Genomic DNA, 14504 nt, shown 5'->3' on the forward strand with positions numbered 1-14504 from the left:
TTAGCCGAGCAGTTTGCGCTGGCGTGACTTGTGGTCGACGTACGTCTGGAAGGCCTGCATGGTGGATTCCAGTTCGGAAACCTGGGAGACGGGGACGTCCCACCAGGACTCGGAGGACGGGGCGTCCAGGAGCGGATCGGACTCGACGTGGATCAGGATCGGACCTGTGCCCTCGGGGGCGGCCTTGGCGTCGCGGATGGCCTGCTCGAGTTCGGCGATGACCTTCTCCCCGGGTTCGATCCGGATGACCTTCACGCCGAGGGACTGGGCGTTCAGTGCCAGGTCCACGGGCAGGGTCTCGCCGTCGTCGAAGCTGTGCTGTTCCTCGTCCAGCGCCCGGTACTTCGTGCCGAAGCGCTGCGAACCGACGGATTCAGACAAAGAGCCGATGGAGGCGTAGCCGTGGTTCTGGATCAGGACCACGATCAGCTTGATGCGTTCGGCGACGGCGGTGACCAGTTCGGTGTGCATCATGAGGTAGGAGCCGTCCCCCACCATCACGACGACGTCCCGCACCTGTCCGCCTGACGCGCCGGCCGCCGTCGTGCTTGTCGCTTCGGCGATCGCTGCGCGCTTGACGCCCAGGCCCCCGGGGATTTCGTAGCCCATGCAGGAGTAGGCGTACTCCACGTGGTAGCCGAACGGGTCGCGGACCCGCCACATCTTGTGCAGGTCCCCGGGCAGCGAACCCGCCGCGCAGATGACGACGTCGCGGGCGTCCATGGCCCGGTTGGTGGCGCCGATGATCTCGTTCTGCGCCGGCAGCGGGGTGTAGCGGGTGTCGAAGGCCTCGTCCACGGTGGCGTTCCAGCGCTTCTTCTCCGCCGCGACCTTCTGCTCCAGGTCCGCGCCTACACGGTAACCGCCCTGGGCTGCGTTGAGCTTGACCAGGGCCTTGCGGGCGTCGGCCACGATCGGCAGCGCGGTGCCGTGCTTGTAGGCGTCGATCGGGGACACGTTGATGTTCACGAACTTCACGTCCGGGTTCTGGAACGCGGTCCGGGACGCGGTGGTGAAGTCCTCGTAGCGGGTGCCGATGCCGATGATCAGGTCCGCTTCGGCGGCGATGGCGTTGGCCGCCGTCGTGCCCGTGGAGCCGATGGCGCCCAGGGAGAACTCGTGATCCCAGGGGAGCACGCCGACGCCGGCCTGGGTGTTGCCCACCGGAATCCCGGTCATCTCGGCGAACTTCGCGAGTTCGTCGTTGGCGTAGGCGTAGAGGACGCCGCCGCCGGCGATGATGAGCGGACGCTTCGCGGCGCGGATGGCTGCGGCGGCGCGGGCGATGTCGTCGTCGTCAGCGTCGGGGCGGCGGATCCGCCACTCGCGTTCGGCCAGGAACTCGGCGGGGACGTCGAACGCTTCGGCTTGGACGTCCTGCGGCAGGGAGATGGTCACCGCGCCGGTCTCGGCGGGGTCGGTGAGGACGCGCAGGCCGTTGTGGAACGCGGAGAACAACTGCTCCGGCCGGTTCACGCGGTCAAAGAACTTGGACAACGGCCGGAACGCGTCGTTGACGGTGACGTCGTAGGCGTAGGGCTGCTCCAGCTGCTGCAGCACGGGGTCGGCGGCGCGGGTAGCGAATGTATCGCTCGGCAGCAGCAGCACGGGCAGCCGGTTGGTGGTGGCCAGTGCCGCGCCGGTCAGCAGGTTCGACGAACCCGGCCCAATGGAGGTGCTGACCGCGTAGGTCTGGCGGCGACGGGTGTGCCGGGCGTACCCGACGGCCTGGTGGACCTGGGCCTGTTCGTTCCGGCCCTGGTAGTACGGCATCAGGGCGGGGTCCTGCTGCTGGTACTGCTTCAGCGCCTGGCCCACGCCGGCCACGTTGCCGTGCCCGAAGATCCCGAAGGTGCCGGGAATGAGCCGCTCACGGTAGTCAACGCCGCCCACCGTGTCCACGGTGTACTGCCGGGAGAGGTATTCGACGACGGCCTGCGCCACCGTCATTCTGCGTGTTCCTGTTGTTGTGGCCATGGCTAGTTCTCCAGGAGTTCTGTGGTGTGGTGCAGGAGCGAAGCTGCCGCGGCGACGGCGCCGGCGACGTCCCCGTCTGCGGGGTAGAGCAGGGTCCGGCCCACCGTGAGGCCCTGCACGCCGGGCAGGGCCAGCGCGGCACCCCAGGTGGCGAAGACCTCGTCCTGGGACCCGTCCGGGTCACCGCCCAACAGGACGGTGGGCATGGTGGTGGCAGCCATGACCCGTTCCATCTCCGCGACGACCGGCAGCTTCATCCAGGTGTAAGCGCTGGTGGAACCCAGGCCCTCGGCGATCGCGATGGACTTGATCACGGCGTTGGGAGACAGGTCGTTGCGGACCCGCCCGTTCTCACGGACCGACAGGAACGGCTCCACCATCGCGATCAGCTTCCGTTCGGCCAGGGAGTCGATGGAACGTGCCGTGGCCTCCAGGGTGGCAACCGTGTCCGGGTCGCCCAGGCAGATCCGGGTCAGCATCTTCCCGCCATCCGCGCCCAAGGCCTCCAAAGCGGCGGCAGTGTGGCCCGTGAACCGGTCATCGAACTCGTTGACCAACCCGGCCAGGCCGCCGCGGTTCATGGAACCGAACAGGAGCTTGCCGTCCAGGGCACCCAGCAGGAGCAGGTCATCCATGATGTCCGGGGAGGCCAGCACACCATCAACGGCAGGGTTCGCCAACGCGATCTGGAGGCGGTCCAGCAACTGCCGGCGGTCCGCCATCGCCACAGGATCGGAACCGACAGCCAGGGCGCCGCGGGCCGGGTGGTCAGCGGCGACAATGAAGTTCTGCCGGCCTGCCTTAAGGCCCGGGTGGCGGCGGCGTGCCTTCGCGGCGCGGGCCACCGCGCCTGGGTCTTCGAGACGGATGATGCTCAGGTGCTCATAGCGGCGCGGGTCATCATCCACGGCATTGTTCGACGCTAAAGGTGTGAGGGTCACAGTGCTGCTCCTTCGGTGGCAAGCTGAACGGTGCCGGGTACGGCGCGGCCGCGTTCGGCCAGCAGCGAGGTGACCTCGTCCGGCGTCGGCATCGCATCCGCGCAGGACAGGCGGGAGGCCACAATCGCGCCCGCGGCGTTGGCATAGTCCAGGACCTGGGCCAGCGGCCAGCCGGACAGCAGCCCGTGGCAGAATGCGCCGCCAAAGGAATCGCCGGCACCCAGTCCGTTTAGGGTTTCCACCGGCACGGGCGCGGAAACCACGCGCTCCGTACGGGTCTTCGCCATCACGCCCTCCGGACCGAGCTTGACGACGGCGATTTCCACGCCGGCCACCAGCAACCGGTCCGCCTGCTCATCCGGCGTCCCCTCACCGACGGCGACGGCGCATTCCTTGTCATTGCCGATGGCGACCGTGACGTGCGGCAGGATCTTGGCGACCTCGGCACGGGCCTCTTCCTCGGAGGCCCAGAACATGGGGCGGTAGTCCAGGTCCAGGACGGTGAACTGTCCCTCGGCAAGTTCGGTCCGGGGACGGGCCTCGTGCGCGGCGATGTGGGCGGACCGGGACGGTTCCTGGGACAGGCCGGTCACCGTGGACCAGAAAATCCCCGCCTTCCGGATGGCGTCCAGGTCCAGCTCTTCGGCCTTGATCTGCAGGTCCGGAGCGGTGGGAAACCGGCCGTAGAAGTACAGCGGGAACTCATCGGTGGCCGGCTTGATCGCACAAAACGTCGCCGGCGTCTGCAGGCCGGCGACCGGCGTCACGAACGAATCGTCCACATTGAACCTGCGCAGTTCGCGATGCAGGTACGCACCGAAGGGATCATCCCCAGTCCGGGTGATGACGCCGGTCCGGCGGCCGTGCCGGGCAGCGGCGACGGCGACATTCGACGGTGAACCACCCAGGTATTTGCCGAAGGACTCGACGTCCTCCAGGCCAACCCCGATGTCGTTCGGGTAGATATCAACGCTGATGCGCCCGATCGTAAGAAGCTCGTGGGTCACGGGAATCGTGGACCTTTCTTGTGTGGAACTCGAGTCCTTTGAGGGGCAGGAACTCCGGAACTGGCAGGCCGTGGTGTGGGCCACAGCACTACTCTGCACTAGTTCCAATGTCCTGTCAAAGGTTTGTACTGACATACTTACAACAAGCGTTTGAGGTGCCCATCCCCAACGAATGGGTGCGCCACTTTACTTCTTGGGCACAGCCAATTCGCCGGTGACGTACTGGGCGCGGCCGAATCCAAATGACCAGTCGCCGGCCGTGTTTTCGATATAGCCAATGAAGACGTCCTCGCCGGCAACCCCCACGCGGGCCAGCTTTTCGGCGACAGCGGCAAAGAGCCGCTGCTTGGCCTCTAGCGAACGGCCGCCCTGCGTAAAGATCTGGATCATGACCACACCGTCGGCGCGTTCGAACCCCAGTCCCGCATCCTGGGCGAAAATCCGTCCCTGCGGGTGCTCGGTGAGGATGTGGAAGTAGTCGCGTTCCGGAATTCCATATTCGGCGAGGATGGCGTCATGGATTCCGCGGCTCAGCTGCTGCAGTTCCAAGGACGTGCGTCCTTCGTTGACATCAATGCGGACCAGCGGCATGAAAGTTTCTCCCTCAACTAGTTTGTCCTGACATAATAACAAACAGGACCTGAGGGGGGACAAGACCCCTTGAAAGGGAACAGCAACGGGGTTACGCTTAATCAATCAATAAGTTGATAAACAAGAAGGTTGATTAGGGGCTCGACATGACTGATAACGCCGAGCTGGACTCAGCGTTCCTGGCCTTGGCCGTCCCAGTCCGCCGCAGCATCATCGCCCGTTTGAGCCGGGGGCCGGCCACGGTCAATGAGTTGGCGGAACCCTTCGAGATTTCCAAGCAGGCAGTCTCGAAGCACATCCAGGTACTCGAGCAGGCGCAGCTGGTGACTCGCACCAGGGATGCCCAGCGCAGGCCCGTCCACCTGAACCCCGCACGGCTGGAGGCGCTCACTGCCTGGATTGACCAGTACCGGTTGGTCCGCGAGGAGCAGTTCCGCAGCCTCGATGCCGTGCTTGAATCCAGCGCCGGGCAAACGGCGCCAACGGCAAAGGAAGACAAATGAGCAATCCACTGAAAATTACGGCGCCGGAAGGGCTCCCCTACATCGACTTCGAGCGGGAGTTCGACTTTCCAGTGGCGGATGTGTTCCGCGCCCACAAGGACCCCGAATTGGTGGCCCAATGGCTGGGACCGCGGGGCATGAAGATGGAGATGGACCACTACGATTTCCGCACCGGCGGGAGCTACCGGTACATCCACACCGGCCCCGACGGGGTGCCGTACGAGTTCCGGGGAATCTTCCACACGGTGCGCGAGAACGAGTTTGCCCTGCAGACTTTCGAGTTTGGCGGCTATCCGGATTCGGTCAGCCTGGAGTCCATGACCTTTGAGGAGCTCGACGGCGGCCGGTGCCGGTTGCGGGGCCACGCCATGTACCAGAGCATGGAGGCGCGGGACGGCATGCTGCACTCAGGCATGGAAGGCGGCATGTCCGAAGGCTACGAGCGGCTGGATGAACTCCTGGCGGGCGCGTCGGCCTGACGCAGGAGGAGGGCTTCGTCCAGTACGCGGCCCAGGTTCGCGGCGTCGTGGGCAAATCGGCCCAGGAAGAGTCCGTCCGCAGCCGGCAGTTGGGGAAGCAGCCCCGGCCCCGCGCTGCCGCCGTAGATGAGGGGGCAGTCCGGACCCAGCTCGGCACGGATCTGCGCCAGGACGGCGTTGACATGCTTCGGCGGGGCCGGCTCCTGCGCCCCGATGGCCCACACCGGTTCGTAGGCCAGAACCAGGCGGCGCAGCAAGCCAGAGTCGCCGCCGGTTGCAGCACGGACCTGCTCCACGCAAAAGGCGGCGGCTGCTCCGGCGTCGATCCTCTCCGGCTCCCCAATGCAGAGCAGCGGGGTGAGTGATTGCCCGACGGCGGCACGCACCTTGCGTGCCACCACGGCGTCGTCCTCACCGAAGAGTTTGCGCCTTTCGGCATGGCCTATCTCGACGAGTGAGACGCCGAGTTCGGCCAGCATCCCGGGGCTGACTTCCCCGGTGAGCGGCCCGTCCCCCCACGCGCAGTTCTGCGCGCCGAGGAGTACCGGCGAGCCGGCCAGGATGCGGGTGGCAGGCTCGAGGACCGGGAAGGACGGGATGACGAAGACCCGGATGGGGGAATCCTGGACGCCGGAGCCCGTACCCAGTCCCGGCCTGTCATCGACAATGGAACGCACCTCCGACAGCCAGCGAAGGCTCGCCTGGTACCCCATGTACATCTTGGTGCTGACACCGATGTAGAGGGGTCCGTTGCCTGTGCTGCTGCCGGAGGTGCTCATGGTTTCCTTGCCTGGATGGGGGGACGGCTCAGTCGAGCAGGTCGTCGGCCTTGTTCTTGAACCGCTTGGTGGCGTACATCATCGCGGCGGCCACGAACGGCAGGACACCCAGCGCGTAGACACCCATGGAGCCGGTGGGCGATTGGGTTGCCTCGTTGACGGCAGTCCGGAGGATCGGCGCCACGAAGCCGCCCAGGTTACCCAGCGAGTTGATCAGGCCGATGCCGGCTGCGGCGGCTGAACCGGCGAGGAACGCTGTGGGATAGGACCACACCACCGGTCCGACGGCCAGGAAGCTGCAGACAGCCAGGGTTATGAAGATCATGCCCAGGAACGGCTGGTGGTTTGTGCCCGCCCAGGCCGAGCCGAAGATGCACAGGCCGGTGGAGATGAACAGGATGGTGCCGAACTTGCGGCGCTTGGCCACCGTGTCCGCGGCCTTGCCGATGAAGTAGCAGGCGAAGATGCCGAAGAACCACGGCACGGCGATCAGCAGGCCGACGGCGAGCCCCACCTTCTGTCCGGTCAACGACGATACCTGCTGCGGCAGGAAGAACGTCACGCCGTAGACGGCGATCTGCAGGCAGAAGTAGATCAGGGTGAAGTACCAGACGCGGCCGTTGCGCAGGGCCGCGAGGATGCCGCGCGGGCCGTGCTCGTCCTTGACGGTGTCCTCCAGCGCCATGACTTCCTTCAGCGCGTATTTCTCGTCTTTGCTGAGGAACTTGGCCTTCTCCGGGCCATTGATCAGGAAGAAGAACGCCGCAATGCCTGCCAGCACGGCCAGCATGCCTTCGACGAAGAACATGACCTGCCACCCGCGCAGGCCGGGCACCTGGTCACCGATGTTAATCAGCCAACCGGAGAGCGGGTTGCCAATCATCTGGGAGAAGGGCTGAGCCAGGTAGAAGATGGCGAACATCTGCACGCGGACCTTGTTGGGGAACCACTCTGCGAGGTACATGATCACGCCGGGGAACAGGCCGGCTTCGGTCACGCCCAGCAGGAACCGAAGGACCACGAACGAGGTCTCACCCTGGACGAAGGCGAAGCACGCGGAGACGATGCCCCAGGTGATCGCAATCCGGGCCAGCCAGATCTTGGCGCCCACCTTCTTGAGGAGCAGGTTGCTGGGGATTTCAAAGATGGCGTAGCCGATGAAGAAGATGCCTGCGCCCAGGGCGAAGGCTGCGGCGGACACTCCCTTGTCCGTTCCCAGGGCCGCCTCGGCAAAGCCGACGTTGGTGCGGTCAAGGAACGAAACGACGTAGAGGATAACCAGCATCGGCATGAGCCGGCGGGCCGCCTTGTAAATCGCGGACTTCAGGACCGGACGGGCCAGAAGCTCCTTGGATGTTGCGGTGGTTTCTGACACAACACTCTCCTTCGAGTGGTGACGTTGGTGGTGCCCCGCAGGCCGGCGGCCGGCGGGTTTTGGATGGCGCCTGCTTTCCTGACAGCGGAAGGCGGGTGCCGTTAGTGCATGTACAGGCCGCCGTCGACGTTCAGCGTCTGGCCGGAGATGTAACCGGCGTCCTCGCCGATAAGGAAGGAAATGGCCGCCGCGACATCCCGGGTGGTGCCCACGCGGTTCACCACGAGGTCCTTCACCAGCTCATCCTTGCGTTCCTCGCTGAGGGTGCCGCCCATGATGTCCGTATCGATCGGGCCCGGCGAGATGGCGTTGACGGTGATGTCGTACTCGCCCAGTTCGCGGGCGGTGGCACGGGTCAGGCCGATGACGCCCGCCTTCGCCACGGAGTACGGGGTTTTGCTGAAGGTTCCGCCGCCGCGCTGCGCCGAGACGGAGGAGATGTTGACGATCCTGCCGAGCCGGTTCTTCGCCATGGACTCGGCGGCCCGGCGCGTGGCGTAGTGGACGCCGTTCATGTTGATGTTGACCACGCGGTCCCACTCGGCCCCGTCGAGTTCCAGGTAGGGAACCGGGGAGCTGACCCCCGCGATGTTCGCGAGCGCCACCAGCTGGGGCAGTTCGGCCTCAATTTCGTCGATGGCGGAGCGGACGGACGCCTCGTCACCGATGTTGGCCCCGGCGCCGTGGGCTTTGACGCCGTGCTTTTCGGCCAGTTCCCTGGCGAGATTCTTGCTGGCCGCGTCATCGAGGTCGATCACGCCGATGTTCCAGCCGCGCTCGGCAAGGTAGTCGGCGGTGGCACGGCCGATGCCGCGTTCGGAGACGGCACCGGTAACGATGACGGTGCGGTCTACGGGAAATGCTGTCATGAAGTGTTCCTTTGTATGGAGGGTCGGCGCGCTGCAGTCCAAAAAGCTCAGGACAGCGGGGCCGGGCCCAGTTCCTCGATGAGCTTCTGCATGGCCACGTACGCCTTGTTCCGGTAGGCCACCAGGGCTGCGGTGCGGTCGGCGGGGACGTCGAGGAAGCCGGAGCCGGTCTTGGTGCCAAGCTGGCCGGCGTCGACCTTTTCCTGGAGGATCTTCGGGGTGGCGAACCGCTCCGGGAAGCCGGTCTGCAGCGACTTGTAGCAGAAGGCGTACACGTCCAGGCCGGCCATGTCGGCGATGGCGAAGGGGCCGAAGAAGGGCAGGCGGAAGCCGAAGGTGGTGCGGACCAGGGTGTCCACGTCTTCGGCGCTGGCGATGCCTTCCTCCACCACCTGGGCAGCTTCGTGGAAGAGGGCGTACTGGAGCCGGTTCAGCACGAAGCCGGTGACGTCCTTGACGGTGGCGGTTTCCTTGCCGGTCTCCCCCACGATGGTGCGGGCGGCCTGGACGGTTGCCTCGGAGGTCCCTTCATGCGGGATGACTTCCACGCCGGGGATGAACGGGGCCGGGTTGGAGAAGTGGACGCCCAAGAAGCGCTCCGGGTTTTCCACTACCTCGGCCAGCTTGGCGATGGAGATGGTGGAGGTGTTGGAGCCGATGATGGCGTCAGGCCGGGCGGCGGCGCTGATGCGGCCCAGGGTGGCGTGCTTGATCTCGAGGACTTCCGGCACGGCCTCCTCGATGTGTTCGGCATCCGCCACTGCTTCTTCGATGTCCTTGGCGGCCCAGAGGTTTTCCTTGAGCAGGTCCGTGGCGTTGGCCGGGAAGAGGCCTGCCGCGACGAACTCGTCGGATTCCTTCAGCAGCCGTTCGTAGTTGCTCTGGGCGATTTCGGCAGAGACGTCCGCCAGAGCCACACGGGCTCCGGCGAGTGCCAGGACCTGGGCGATTCCGCCGCCCATGTAACCGGAGCCGACGACGGCGATGTTGCGGGTGCTCATTTGGTTTCAAGTCCTTCCGACGCGCCCTCATAGGAGCAGATGGCGTCTACTTTGGCCGCGGATGCGGAGTTTTCATCGAAGCGGTAGTTGAGCCATTCGCCCACCAGCTTCTTGGCAAGTTCCAGGCCGATGACGCGCTGGCCCATGGTCAGCACCTGTGCGTTGTTGGACAGCACCGAGCGTTCCACCGAGTAGCTGTCGTGCGCGGTAACGGCCCGGATGCCCGGGACCTTGTTGGCTGAAATGGCGACGCCCAGCCCGGTTCCGCAGATCAGCAGGGCGCGGTCCGCTTCGCCGGCGGCCACCTTGCGGGCCGCGGCGACTGCCAGGTGGGGGTAGGCCGTGGTGTCGTCGGCGCCGACTCCCACGTCCTCCACCGAGGCAACGCGGGGGTCCGCCTCCAGCAGTTCACGCAGGGCGTTCTTGTATTCCACGCCGGCTTCGTCGTTGCCGACGACGATGCGCCAGCCCGGCTGGGATTGCTCAGTCATGAGGGTTCTCCTTTAGTGGCTTTCGATGGTGGCGGCGTAGTCGGCTACCCTGCGGGCGATAAGGCCGAAGGACACGGCGCCGGGATCCGGGTGGCCCAGGCTCTTCTCTGCCAGAGGACGGGCGCGCCCCTTCTTCGGGCTGAGCGCGGCAGTCGCGTCAGCGGCCTCTGCCGCCGCCTCCGCTGCCGCACGAAGGCTGCCGGCCAGGCTGCCGCCGTCGTCAAGTGCCTTGGCGAAGGTGTCAGCGAAGGGAAGCAGCGCGTCCACCATGGTCTTGTCTCCGGCTTCGGCCTTGCCCAGGGTGACAATGGCGTCGCGAAGGGCGTTGACAGCCGCCGCTGCGTCTGCCGATGTGTAGGAATCCTTGCTGCCCAGGGTCCTCCCGACGGCGGTGACGGCCGCGCCCCAGAGGGCACCGGAAGTACCGCCGGCACGTTCGGCCCATTGCTCCCCCGCCGCCGCGAGGAGTTCCTCAAGGCCGGCGCCAGCAGCGTGCGACTTTTCCGCGGCGGCAACGGCGGCGTCCACACCGCGGCGCATGCCGATGCCGTGGTCCCCGTCCCCGGCAATGGCGTCCAGCTTCCCGAGTGCCTCCTCATGTTCGACGACGACTGCCTGGGCTTCCTTCAGTGCGCCCACCGCGGTGGCGGCAAGGGCTGTCGAGGCGGCGGTCGCGTCGAGGGCGGGCGCGGTTGCCTCCTCCGCCAGGGACGCCACGGACCGTGCCTTGCGGGGCGCCAGGTTGCCTTTGCGGAAGGCGGGCGTGTCAGCCGGGGCGGACCAGAACTTCTCCAACTCATCGTCGAGCCAGAACAGCGTCAGGGACAGGCCGGACATGTCCAGGCTGGTGACCAGCTCACCGCACTCGGGTTCCACGATTTCGAGTCCGGCCGCAGTCAACAGGGCCTCGATCCTGCCGAACAGCAGGAACAGTTCGTCATATTTGACCGTGCCGAGGCCGTTGAGGATCGGCACAACGCGGGTGCCTGCGTTTTCCGGCTTGTCCTTCAGCAGGCCGTCCACCAGCAGCCGGGCAAGCTCGCTGGCGGTGGGCAGCGGCTGCTCCGAGATGCCCGGTTCGCCGTGGATGCCAAGCCCCACGGACATCATGCCTTCGGGCACCGTGAACAACGGCTCCTCCGCTCCGGGAAGGGTGCAGCCGGCGAAGGCCACGCCAAGTGAGCGGGTGTGGTGGTTGGCCTTGACGGCGAGGCGCTCCACCTCGTCAAGGTCCAGCCCGGCCTCCGCTGCAGCTCCGGCCACCTTGAAGACCGTGAGGTCGCCGGCGATGCCGCGGCGCTTGCCGATTTCGCCGGGCGGAGCGCTGGCGATGTCATCGGTCACCAGGACCGTGCGGGTTTCGATGCCCTCGGCGTTCAGTTTGTCCTGTGCCTGGCCGAAGTGGAGGACGTCGCCGGCATAGTTGCCGTAGCTGAGCAGGACCCCGCCGCCGGCTTGGGAGGCCTTGGCCACCCGGTACACCTGGCCGGCGGAGGGGGAAGCGAACATGTTGCCGCAGGCACTTCCGGCAGCGAGCCCGGCTCCCACCAGGCCGGCAAAGGCCGGGTAGTGGCCGGAGCCGCCGCCGATGACCAACGCCACCTGGCCTGCGGGTGATTCGGTGGACCGGACGACACCGCCGTCAACGCGGGCCACGTACTGCCGGTTGGCGGCGACGAAGCCGTCGAGGGCGTCGTCTGCGAACTGCGCTGGATCGTCAAATATCTTTGTCATGATTCCTCGTTGAACCTGTGGGGATGGCTCTGCCGGTCAGCGTGCGGGGACAGCCGCGGGGGCCTGCCGCCCCTGGGCCACCAGGCTGGTGCCCAGGGCATAGCTGTCACGCTTGGGCAGGACCTGGCGCCGCAGGTAGTCCTGGTTGGCGGCCGTGACGCTCAGGCCGTCTCCGCCGTAGTGCTCGGTGCAGATGACGCCCTGGAAACCGACGGAAAGGGCGAACTGGAACGCCTCGCGGTAGCTGATGAGGCCGGATTCCATGGGGGCCGGGATGGCGACGTAGTGGTCGCGGGCCTGGTCCTCATCGCGGATGTAGTTCTTCACGTGCCAGTAGTTGGAGTACGGCAGCGTCTTGTGTACCAGTTCGCGCCAGTCCTCGATGGGACGGTGCAGGCGGATCAGGTTGCCCAGGTCCGGGTTCAGCCCGACGTTGGGCAGATCGATGTCCTGGACCAGCTGCACCGAGGAGTCCCCCGTTCCCAGATAGGTGTCCTCATACATCTCCAGCGACACCAGGAGCCCGAGTTCAGCCGCGTGCTTGCCTACTTCGCGGATGCGGCTTACGGCGTTGTTCCACGCCTCCTTGTCCCCCACCGGGTCCTTGTGGCCCTCAACCGTCCAGAACCAGAGCTGCTTCTGCTGCTCCGGGGTGATGGCCTGGTGCAGTCCGATCGAGACAACCTCGCAGCCGAGCTGGGCTGCGGCCTCCAGGGTGCGGTGGGTGTAGGCGAGGTTCTCTTCCCAGCGGCCTTCTTCGATCACGCTGCGGCGGATGGCGGAGATGGAGGGAAGGCCAAGGCCGGCGGCGGTTGCGGCAGCCTTCAGCTCGTCAAGCCGGCTGCTGGAGAGGTCACCGGGGCGGACCCAGCTGTCGGTGAGGTCGGCATTGGTGAAACCGGCGTCAGCCACCTCCTCGAAGACCTGCTGCCAGTCGCTGGCGGGGGCCTGCTGGGCGGTTGTCCCATCGGCCCGGGTCCCCGGGAACTGCAGCAGGGCAGCGGCGATGGGCCAGTTTTCGGCGGTGTACGGCATTGTCACTCCAGATCTAGAATCGCATTTCCTATAGGATCTACGTTGCTTGCGGCCCATGTCAAGGGGTTGAGGGTAATTCCTGCCCTGATAAATGGGCGAACGGAAGGGTTGCGCCAGGGCCGGCAGTGCCCTGGCGTGCTGGTGCTAGCTGCGCACTTCGCTGTCGTGCTGCGAGCGCTGCTTGACGCCCTCAATGTGGTCGATCATCTTCTGTCGCGCCAGCTCGGCGTCGCCGGACTCGAAGGCCCTGAGGATCTCGGTGTGCTCGGCGATGGCGTAGTCGGCATCAGTGACGCCCAGCCCGCCGAAGAAACGGAAACGCTGGACCTGTCCGCCCAGGGCGTTGTAGGCGGACAGCAGGAACTGGTTATCGGCTGATTCGGCGATGAGCCGGTGAAACCGTTCGTCGGCTTCCCAATAGGCGCGGAACTCGGCAAAGGACGGACCCCGTGGGGCGGCCTTCAGGTCCTCGATGGCCTGCTCCAGCTGACCGGTCAGTTGCTGGTCCGCGTGCTTGCAGGCCATGAATGCGTTGGCGGGCTCGATGACCAGCCGCGCGTCCATCAGGTCGGCCAGCTCGTCAGGGGTGAACAGCGGTGCCACCCGGTAACCGCGCAGGGCCATCCTCCGGACCATCCCGGTGGCTTCCAGCCGGGCGAGGGCCTCGCGGACGGGCGTCGGGGAGACGTCCAGTTCCCTGGCCATCCCGTCAATGCTGACGGGAGTGCCGGCCTCCAGCCTGCCGTCCATCAGGGCAACAAGCAGCGCCTCATAGACGTGGTCGGCGAGGACCTGCCTGCTCACGCCGCCGGAGGCCTGGTTCTTGGTTGCCATGTAGAAATCCTATAGCCGGTATACGCGCCGGAACGCGAGTGTGAAGCCCCTCCCGGGTGCCGTGCGGCCGGTGAGCCGCACGGCACCTTGGGCGTGGCGTCCGTCAGGAAACCTGCAGGCCGCCGTTGATGTCGTAGGTAGCGGCAGTGATGTAGCCGGCATCCTCGCCCAGCAGGAACGCGATCAGCGCCGCCACTTCCTCCCGGGTACCCACCCGGCCCATCATGATTCCCTCGGACATTTGGGCTTTGCGCTCGTCGGTCAGAGTTCCGCCCATAATGTCGGTGTCGATGGGGCCCGGGGCGATGGCGTTCACGGTGATGTTGTGTTCACCCACTTCGCGGGCCAGGGCACGGGTGAAGCCGAGGATGCCGGCCTTGGAGGCGCTGTAGGCCACCTTGGAGTAGGTGCCACCGCCACGCTGGGCCGAGATGGAGGAGATGCTGACGATCCTCCCGAGTTCATGCTCGATCATCCCCTTGAGGACACGCTGCGATACAACGAACGTGCCGCGCATGTTGATGGCGAAGACCTTGTCCCATTCCGCCACGGTGGTTTCCATGAAGGGTGTGGGCGAACTGATCCCCGCAAGGTTCACCAGTCCGACGATCGGCGGAAGCGACTGCTCGATCTCCGTGATGGCGCGGTCTACGGATGCCTCGTCCGAGACGTCCGCACCCACGCCAATTGCCTTAACCGCCCGGTTGGCGCCGATTTCTGCGGCAGCGGCTTTGGCGTCTTCCGCGTTGATATCGAGGATGGCGATGGACCAGCCTTCGCTGGCCAGGCGGTCGGCGGTGGCGCGGCCGATGCCGCGGGCCGAGGCCGCCCCGGTCAGGACCGCGGTGCGCTCTGCGGGGAAGGTGTGCTGTGTAGTCATTGCTTTGT

Annotated in this window: 15 protein-coding genes; 2 read left to right on the forward strand and 13 right to left on the reverse strand. The window is 66.1% G+C overall.

The window, feature by feature from the left end; all coding sequences use genetic code 11:
- The 4 genes from iolD to J2X98_RS16130 all read right to left on the reverse strand — a co-directional run bounded on the left by iolD (window position 1) and on the right by J2X98_RS16130 (window position 4516).
- Window positions 1-1950 carry a 3D-(3,5/4)-trihydroxycyclohexane-1,2-dione acylhydrolase (decyclizing) gene (gene iolD / locus J2X98_RS16115; protein WP_307310145.1) on the reverse strand — a complete coding sequence of 650 codons (1950 nt, stop codon included), beginning with the start codon at window positions 1948-1950 and terminating at the stop codon, window positions 1-3.
- 29 nt (window positions 1951-1979) lie between these two features.
- Entirely contained in the window at window positions 1980-2918 is a 939-nt protein-coding gene (locus J2X98_RS16120) for a Cgl0159 family (beta/alpha)8-fold protein (RefSeq protein WP_307310148.1), read from the reverse strand.
- Window positions 2915-3925, reverse strand: coding sequence for a 5-dehydro-2-deoxygluconokinase (gene iolC, locus J2X98_RS16125; protein WP_307310151.1), 1011 nt, complete (start codon window positions 3923-3925; stop codon window positions 2915-2917). Before iolC ends, J2X98_RS16120 begins: the two co-directional genes overlap by 4 nt.
- Before the next feature lie 186 nt (window positions 3926-4111).
- On the reverse strand, window positions 4112-4516 hold the full coding sequence (locus J2X98_RS16130; protein ID WP_307310154.1) for a tautomerase family protein: 405 nt from the start codon (window positions 4514-4516) through the stop codon (window positions 4112-4114).
- 146 nt (window positions 4517-4662) lie between these two features.
- On the opposite strand from J2X98_RS16130, the gene J2X98_RS16135 reads away from it, so the two are divergent.
- Window positions 4663-5019 (forward strand): ArsR/SmtB family transcription factor, encoded by a 357-nt coding sequence (locus tag J2X98_RS16135; RefSeq protein WP_307310156.1) that lies wholly within the window; start codon window positions 4663-4665, stop codon window positions 5017-5019.
- Window positions 5016-5498 carry an SRPBCC family protein gene (locus tag J2X98_RS16140; protein WP_307310158.1) on the forward strand — a complete coding sequence of 161 codons (483 nt, stop codon included), beginning with the start codon at window positions 5016-5018 and terminating at the stop codon, window positions 5496-5498. Before J2X98_RS16135 ends, J2X98_RS16140 begins: the two co-directional genes overlap by 4 nt.
- Here the strand turns inward: J2X98_RS16140 and J2X98_RS16145 are convergent.
- The 9 genes from J2X98_RS16145 to J2X98_RS16185 all read right to left on the reverse strand — a co-directional run bounded on the left by J2X98_RS16145 (window position 5456) and on the right by J2X98_RS16185 (window position 14496).
- Entirely contained in the window at window positions 5456-6277 is an 822-nt protein-coding gene (locus tag J2X98_RS16145) for a triose-phosphate isomerase family protein (protein WP_307310161.1), read from the reverse strand. The genes J2X98_RS16140 and J2X98_RS16145 overlap by 43 nt on opposite strands.
- Window positions 6278-6305: 28 nt before the next feature.
- Window positions 6306-7652 carry an MFS transporter gene (locus tag J2X98_RS16150; RefSeq protein WP_307310164.1) on the reverse strand — a complete coding sequence of 449 codons (1347 nt, stop codon included), beginning with the start codon at window positions 7650-7652 and terminating at the stop codon, window positions 6306-6308.
- 101 nt (window positions 7653-7753) lie between these two features.
- Window positions 7754-8521 (reverse strand): SDR family NAD(P)-dependent oxidoreductase, encoded by a 768-nt coding sequence (locus J2X98_RS16155; RefSeq protein WP_307310167.1) that lies wholly within the window; start codon window positions 8519-8521, stop codon window positions 7754-7756.
- 47 nt (window positions 8522-8568) lie between these two features.
- Window positions 8569-9522 (reverse strand): 3-hydroxyacyl-CoA dehydrogenase family protein, encoded by a 954-nt coding sequence (locus tag J2X98_RS16160; RefSeq protein WP_307310171.1) that lies wholly within the window; start codon window positions 9520-9522, stop codon window positions 8569-8571.
- Entirely contained in the window at window positions 9519-10013 is a 495-nt protein-coding gene (locus J2X98_RS16165) for a ribose-5-phosphate isomerase (RefSeq protein ID WP_141943445.1), read from the reverse strand. Before J2X98_RS16165 ends, J2X98_RS16160 begins: the two co-directional genes overlap by 4 nt.
- Before the next feature lie 12 nt (window positions 10014-10025).
- Window positions 10026-11747, reverse strand: coding sequence for a dihydroxyacetone kinase family protein (locus J2X98_RS16170; RefSeq protein WP_307310177.1), 1722 nt, complete (start codon window positions 11745-11747; stop codon window positions 10026-10028).
- 36 nt (window positions 11748-11783) lie between these two features.
- A complete protein-coding gene (locus J2X98_RS16175) occupies window positions 11784-12782 on the reverse strand; it encodes a sugar phosphate isomerase/epimerase family protein (RefSeq protein ID WP_307310180.1) in 999 nt (332 codons plus the stop codon).
- A 144-nt stretch (window positions 12783-12926) separates the two neighbouring features.
- The gene (locus J2X98_RS16180; RefSeq protein WP_141943451.1) at window positions 12927-13616 is read right to left on the reverse strand and encodes a GntR family transcriptional regulator; all 690 of its coding nucleotides are present in this window, start codon (window positions 13614-13616) and stop codon (window positions 12927-12929) included.
- Window positions 13617-13719: 103 nt separating this feature from the next.
- Window positions 13720-14496: an SDR family NAD(P)-dependent oxidoreductase gene (locus J2X98_RS16185; protein ID WP_307310183.1), complete on the reverse strand. Its 777-nt coding sequence runs from the start codon at window positions 14494-14496 to the stop codon at window positions 13720-13722.
- Window positions 14497-14504: the final 8 nt, after the last annotated feature.

Source organism: Pseudarthrobacter enclensis, from assembly GCF_030811655.1.
In the GTDB taxonomy this organism is placed as follows: Bacteria; Actinomycetota; Actinomycetes; order Actinomycetales; family Micrococcaceae; genus Arthrobacter; species Arthrobacter enclensis_A.

What these genes read in the sequence shown, in the direction of transcription:
- iolD (WP_307310145.1), bottom strand. Translation starts at nt 1,950, where the DNA reads ATGACGGTGGCGCAGGCCGTCGTCGAATACCTCTCCCGGCAGTACACC.
- J2X98_RS16130 (WP_307310154.1), bottom strand. Translation starts at nt 4,516, where the DNA reads ATGCCGCTGGTCCGCATTGATGTCAACGAAGGACGCACGTCCTTGGAA.
- J2X98_RS16135 (WP_307310156.1), top strand. Translation starts at nt 4,663, where the DNA reads ATGACTGATAACGCCGAGCTGGACTCAGCGTTCCTGGCCTTGGCCGTC.
- J2X98_RS16140 (WP_307310158.1), top strand. Translation starts at nt 5,016, where the DNA reads ATGAGCAATCCACTGAAAATTACGGCGCCGGAAGGGCTCCCCTACATC.
- J2X98_RS16145 (WP_307310161.1), bottom strand. Translation starts at nt 6,277, where the DNA reads ATGAGCACCTCCGGCAGCAGCACAGGCAACGGACCCCTCTACATCGGT.
- J2X98_RS16155 (WP_307310167.1), bottom strand. Translation starts at nt 8,521, where the DNA reads ATGACAGCATTTCCCGTAGACCGCACCGTCATCGTTACCGGTGCCGTC.
- J2X98_RS16160 (WP_307310171.1), bottom strand. Translation starts at nt 9,522, where the DNA reads ATGAGCACCCGCAACATCGCCGTCGTCGGCTCCGGTTACATGGGCGGC.
- J2X98_RS16165 (WP_141943445.1), bottom strand. Translation starts at nt 10,013, where the DNA reads ATGACTGAGCAATCCCAGCCGGGCTGGCGCATCGTCGTCGGCAACGAC.
- J2X98_RS16170 (WP_307310177.1), bottom strand. Translation starts at nt 11,747, where the DNA reads ATGACAAAGATATTTGACGATCCAGCGCAGTTCGCAGACGACGCCCTC.
- J2X98_RS16175 (WP_307310180.1), bottom strand. Translation starts at nt 12,782, where the DNA reads ATGCCGTACACCGCCGAAAACTGGCCCATCGCCGCTGCCCTGCTGCAG.
- J2X98_RS16180 (WP_141943451.1), bottom strand. Translation starts at nt 13,616, where the DNA reads ATGGCAACCAAGAACCAGGCCTCCGGCGGCGTGAGCAGGCAGGTCCTC.
- J2X98_RS16185 (WP_307310183.1), bottom strand. Translation starts at nt 14,496, where the DNA reads ATGACTACACAGCACACCTTCCCCGCAGAGCGCACCGCGGTCCTGACC.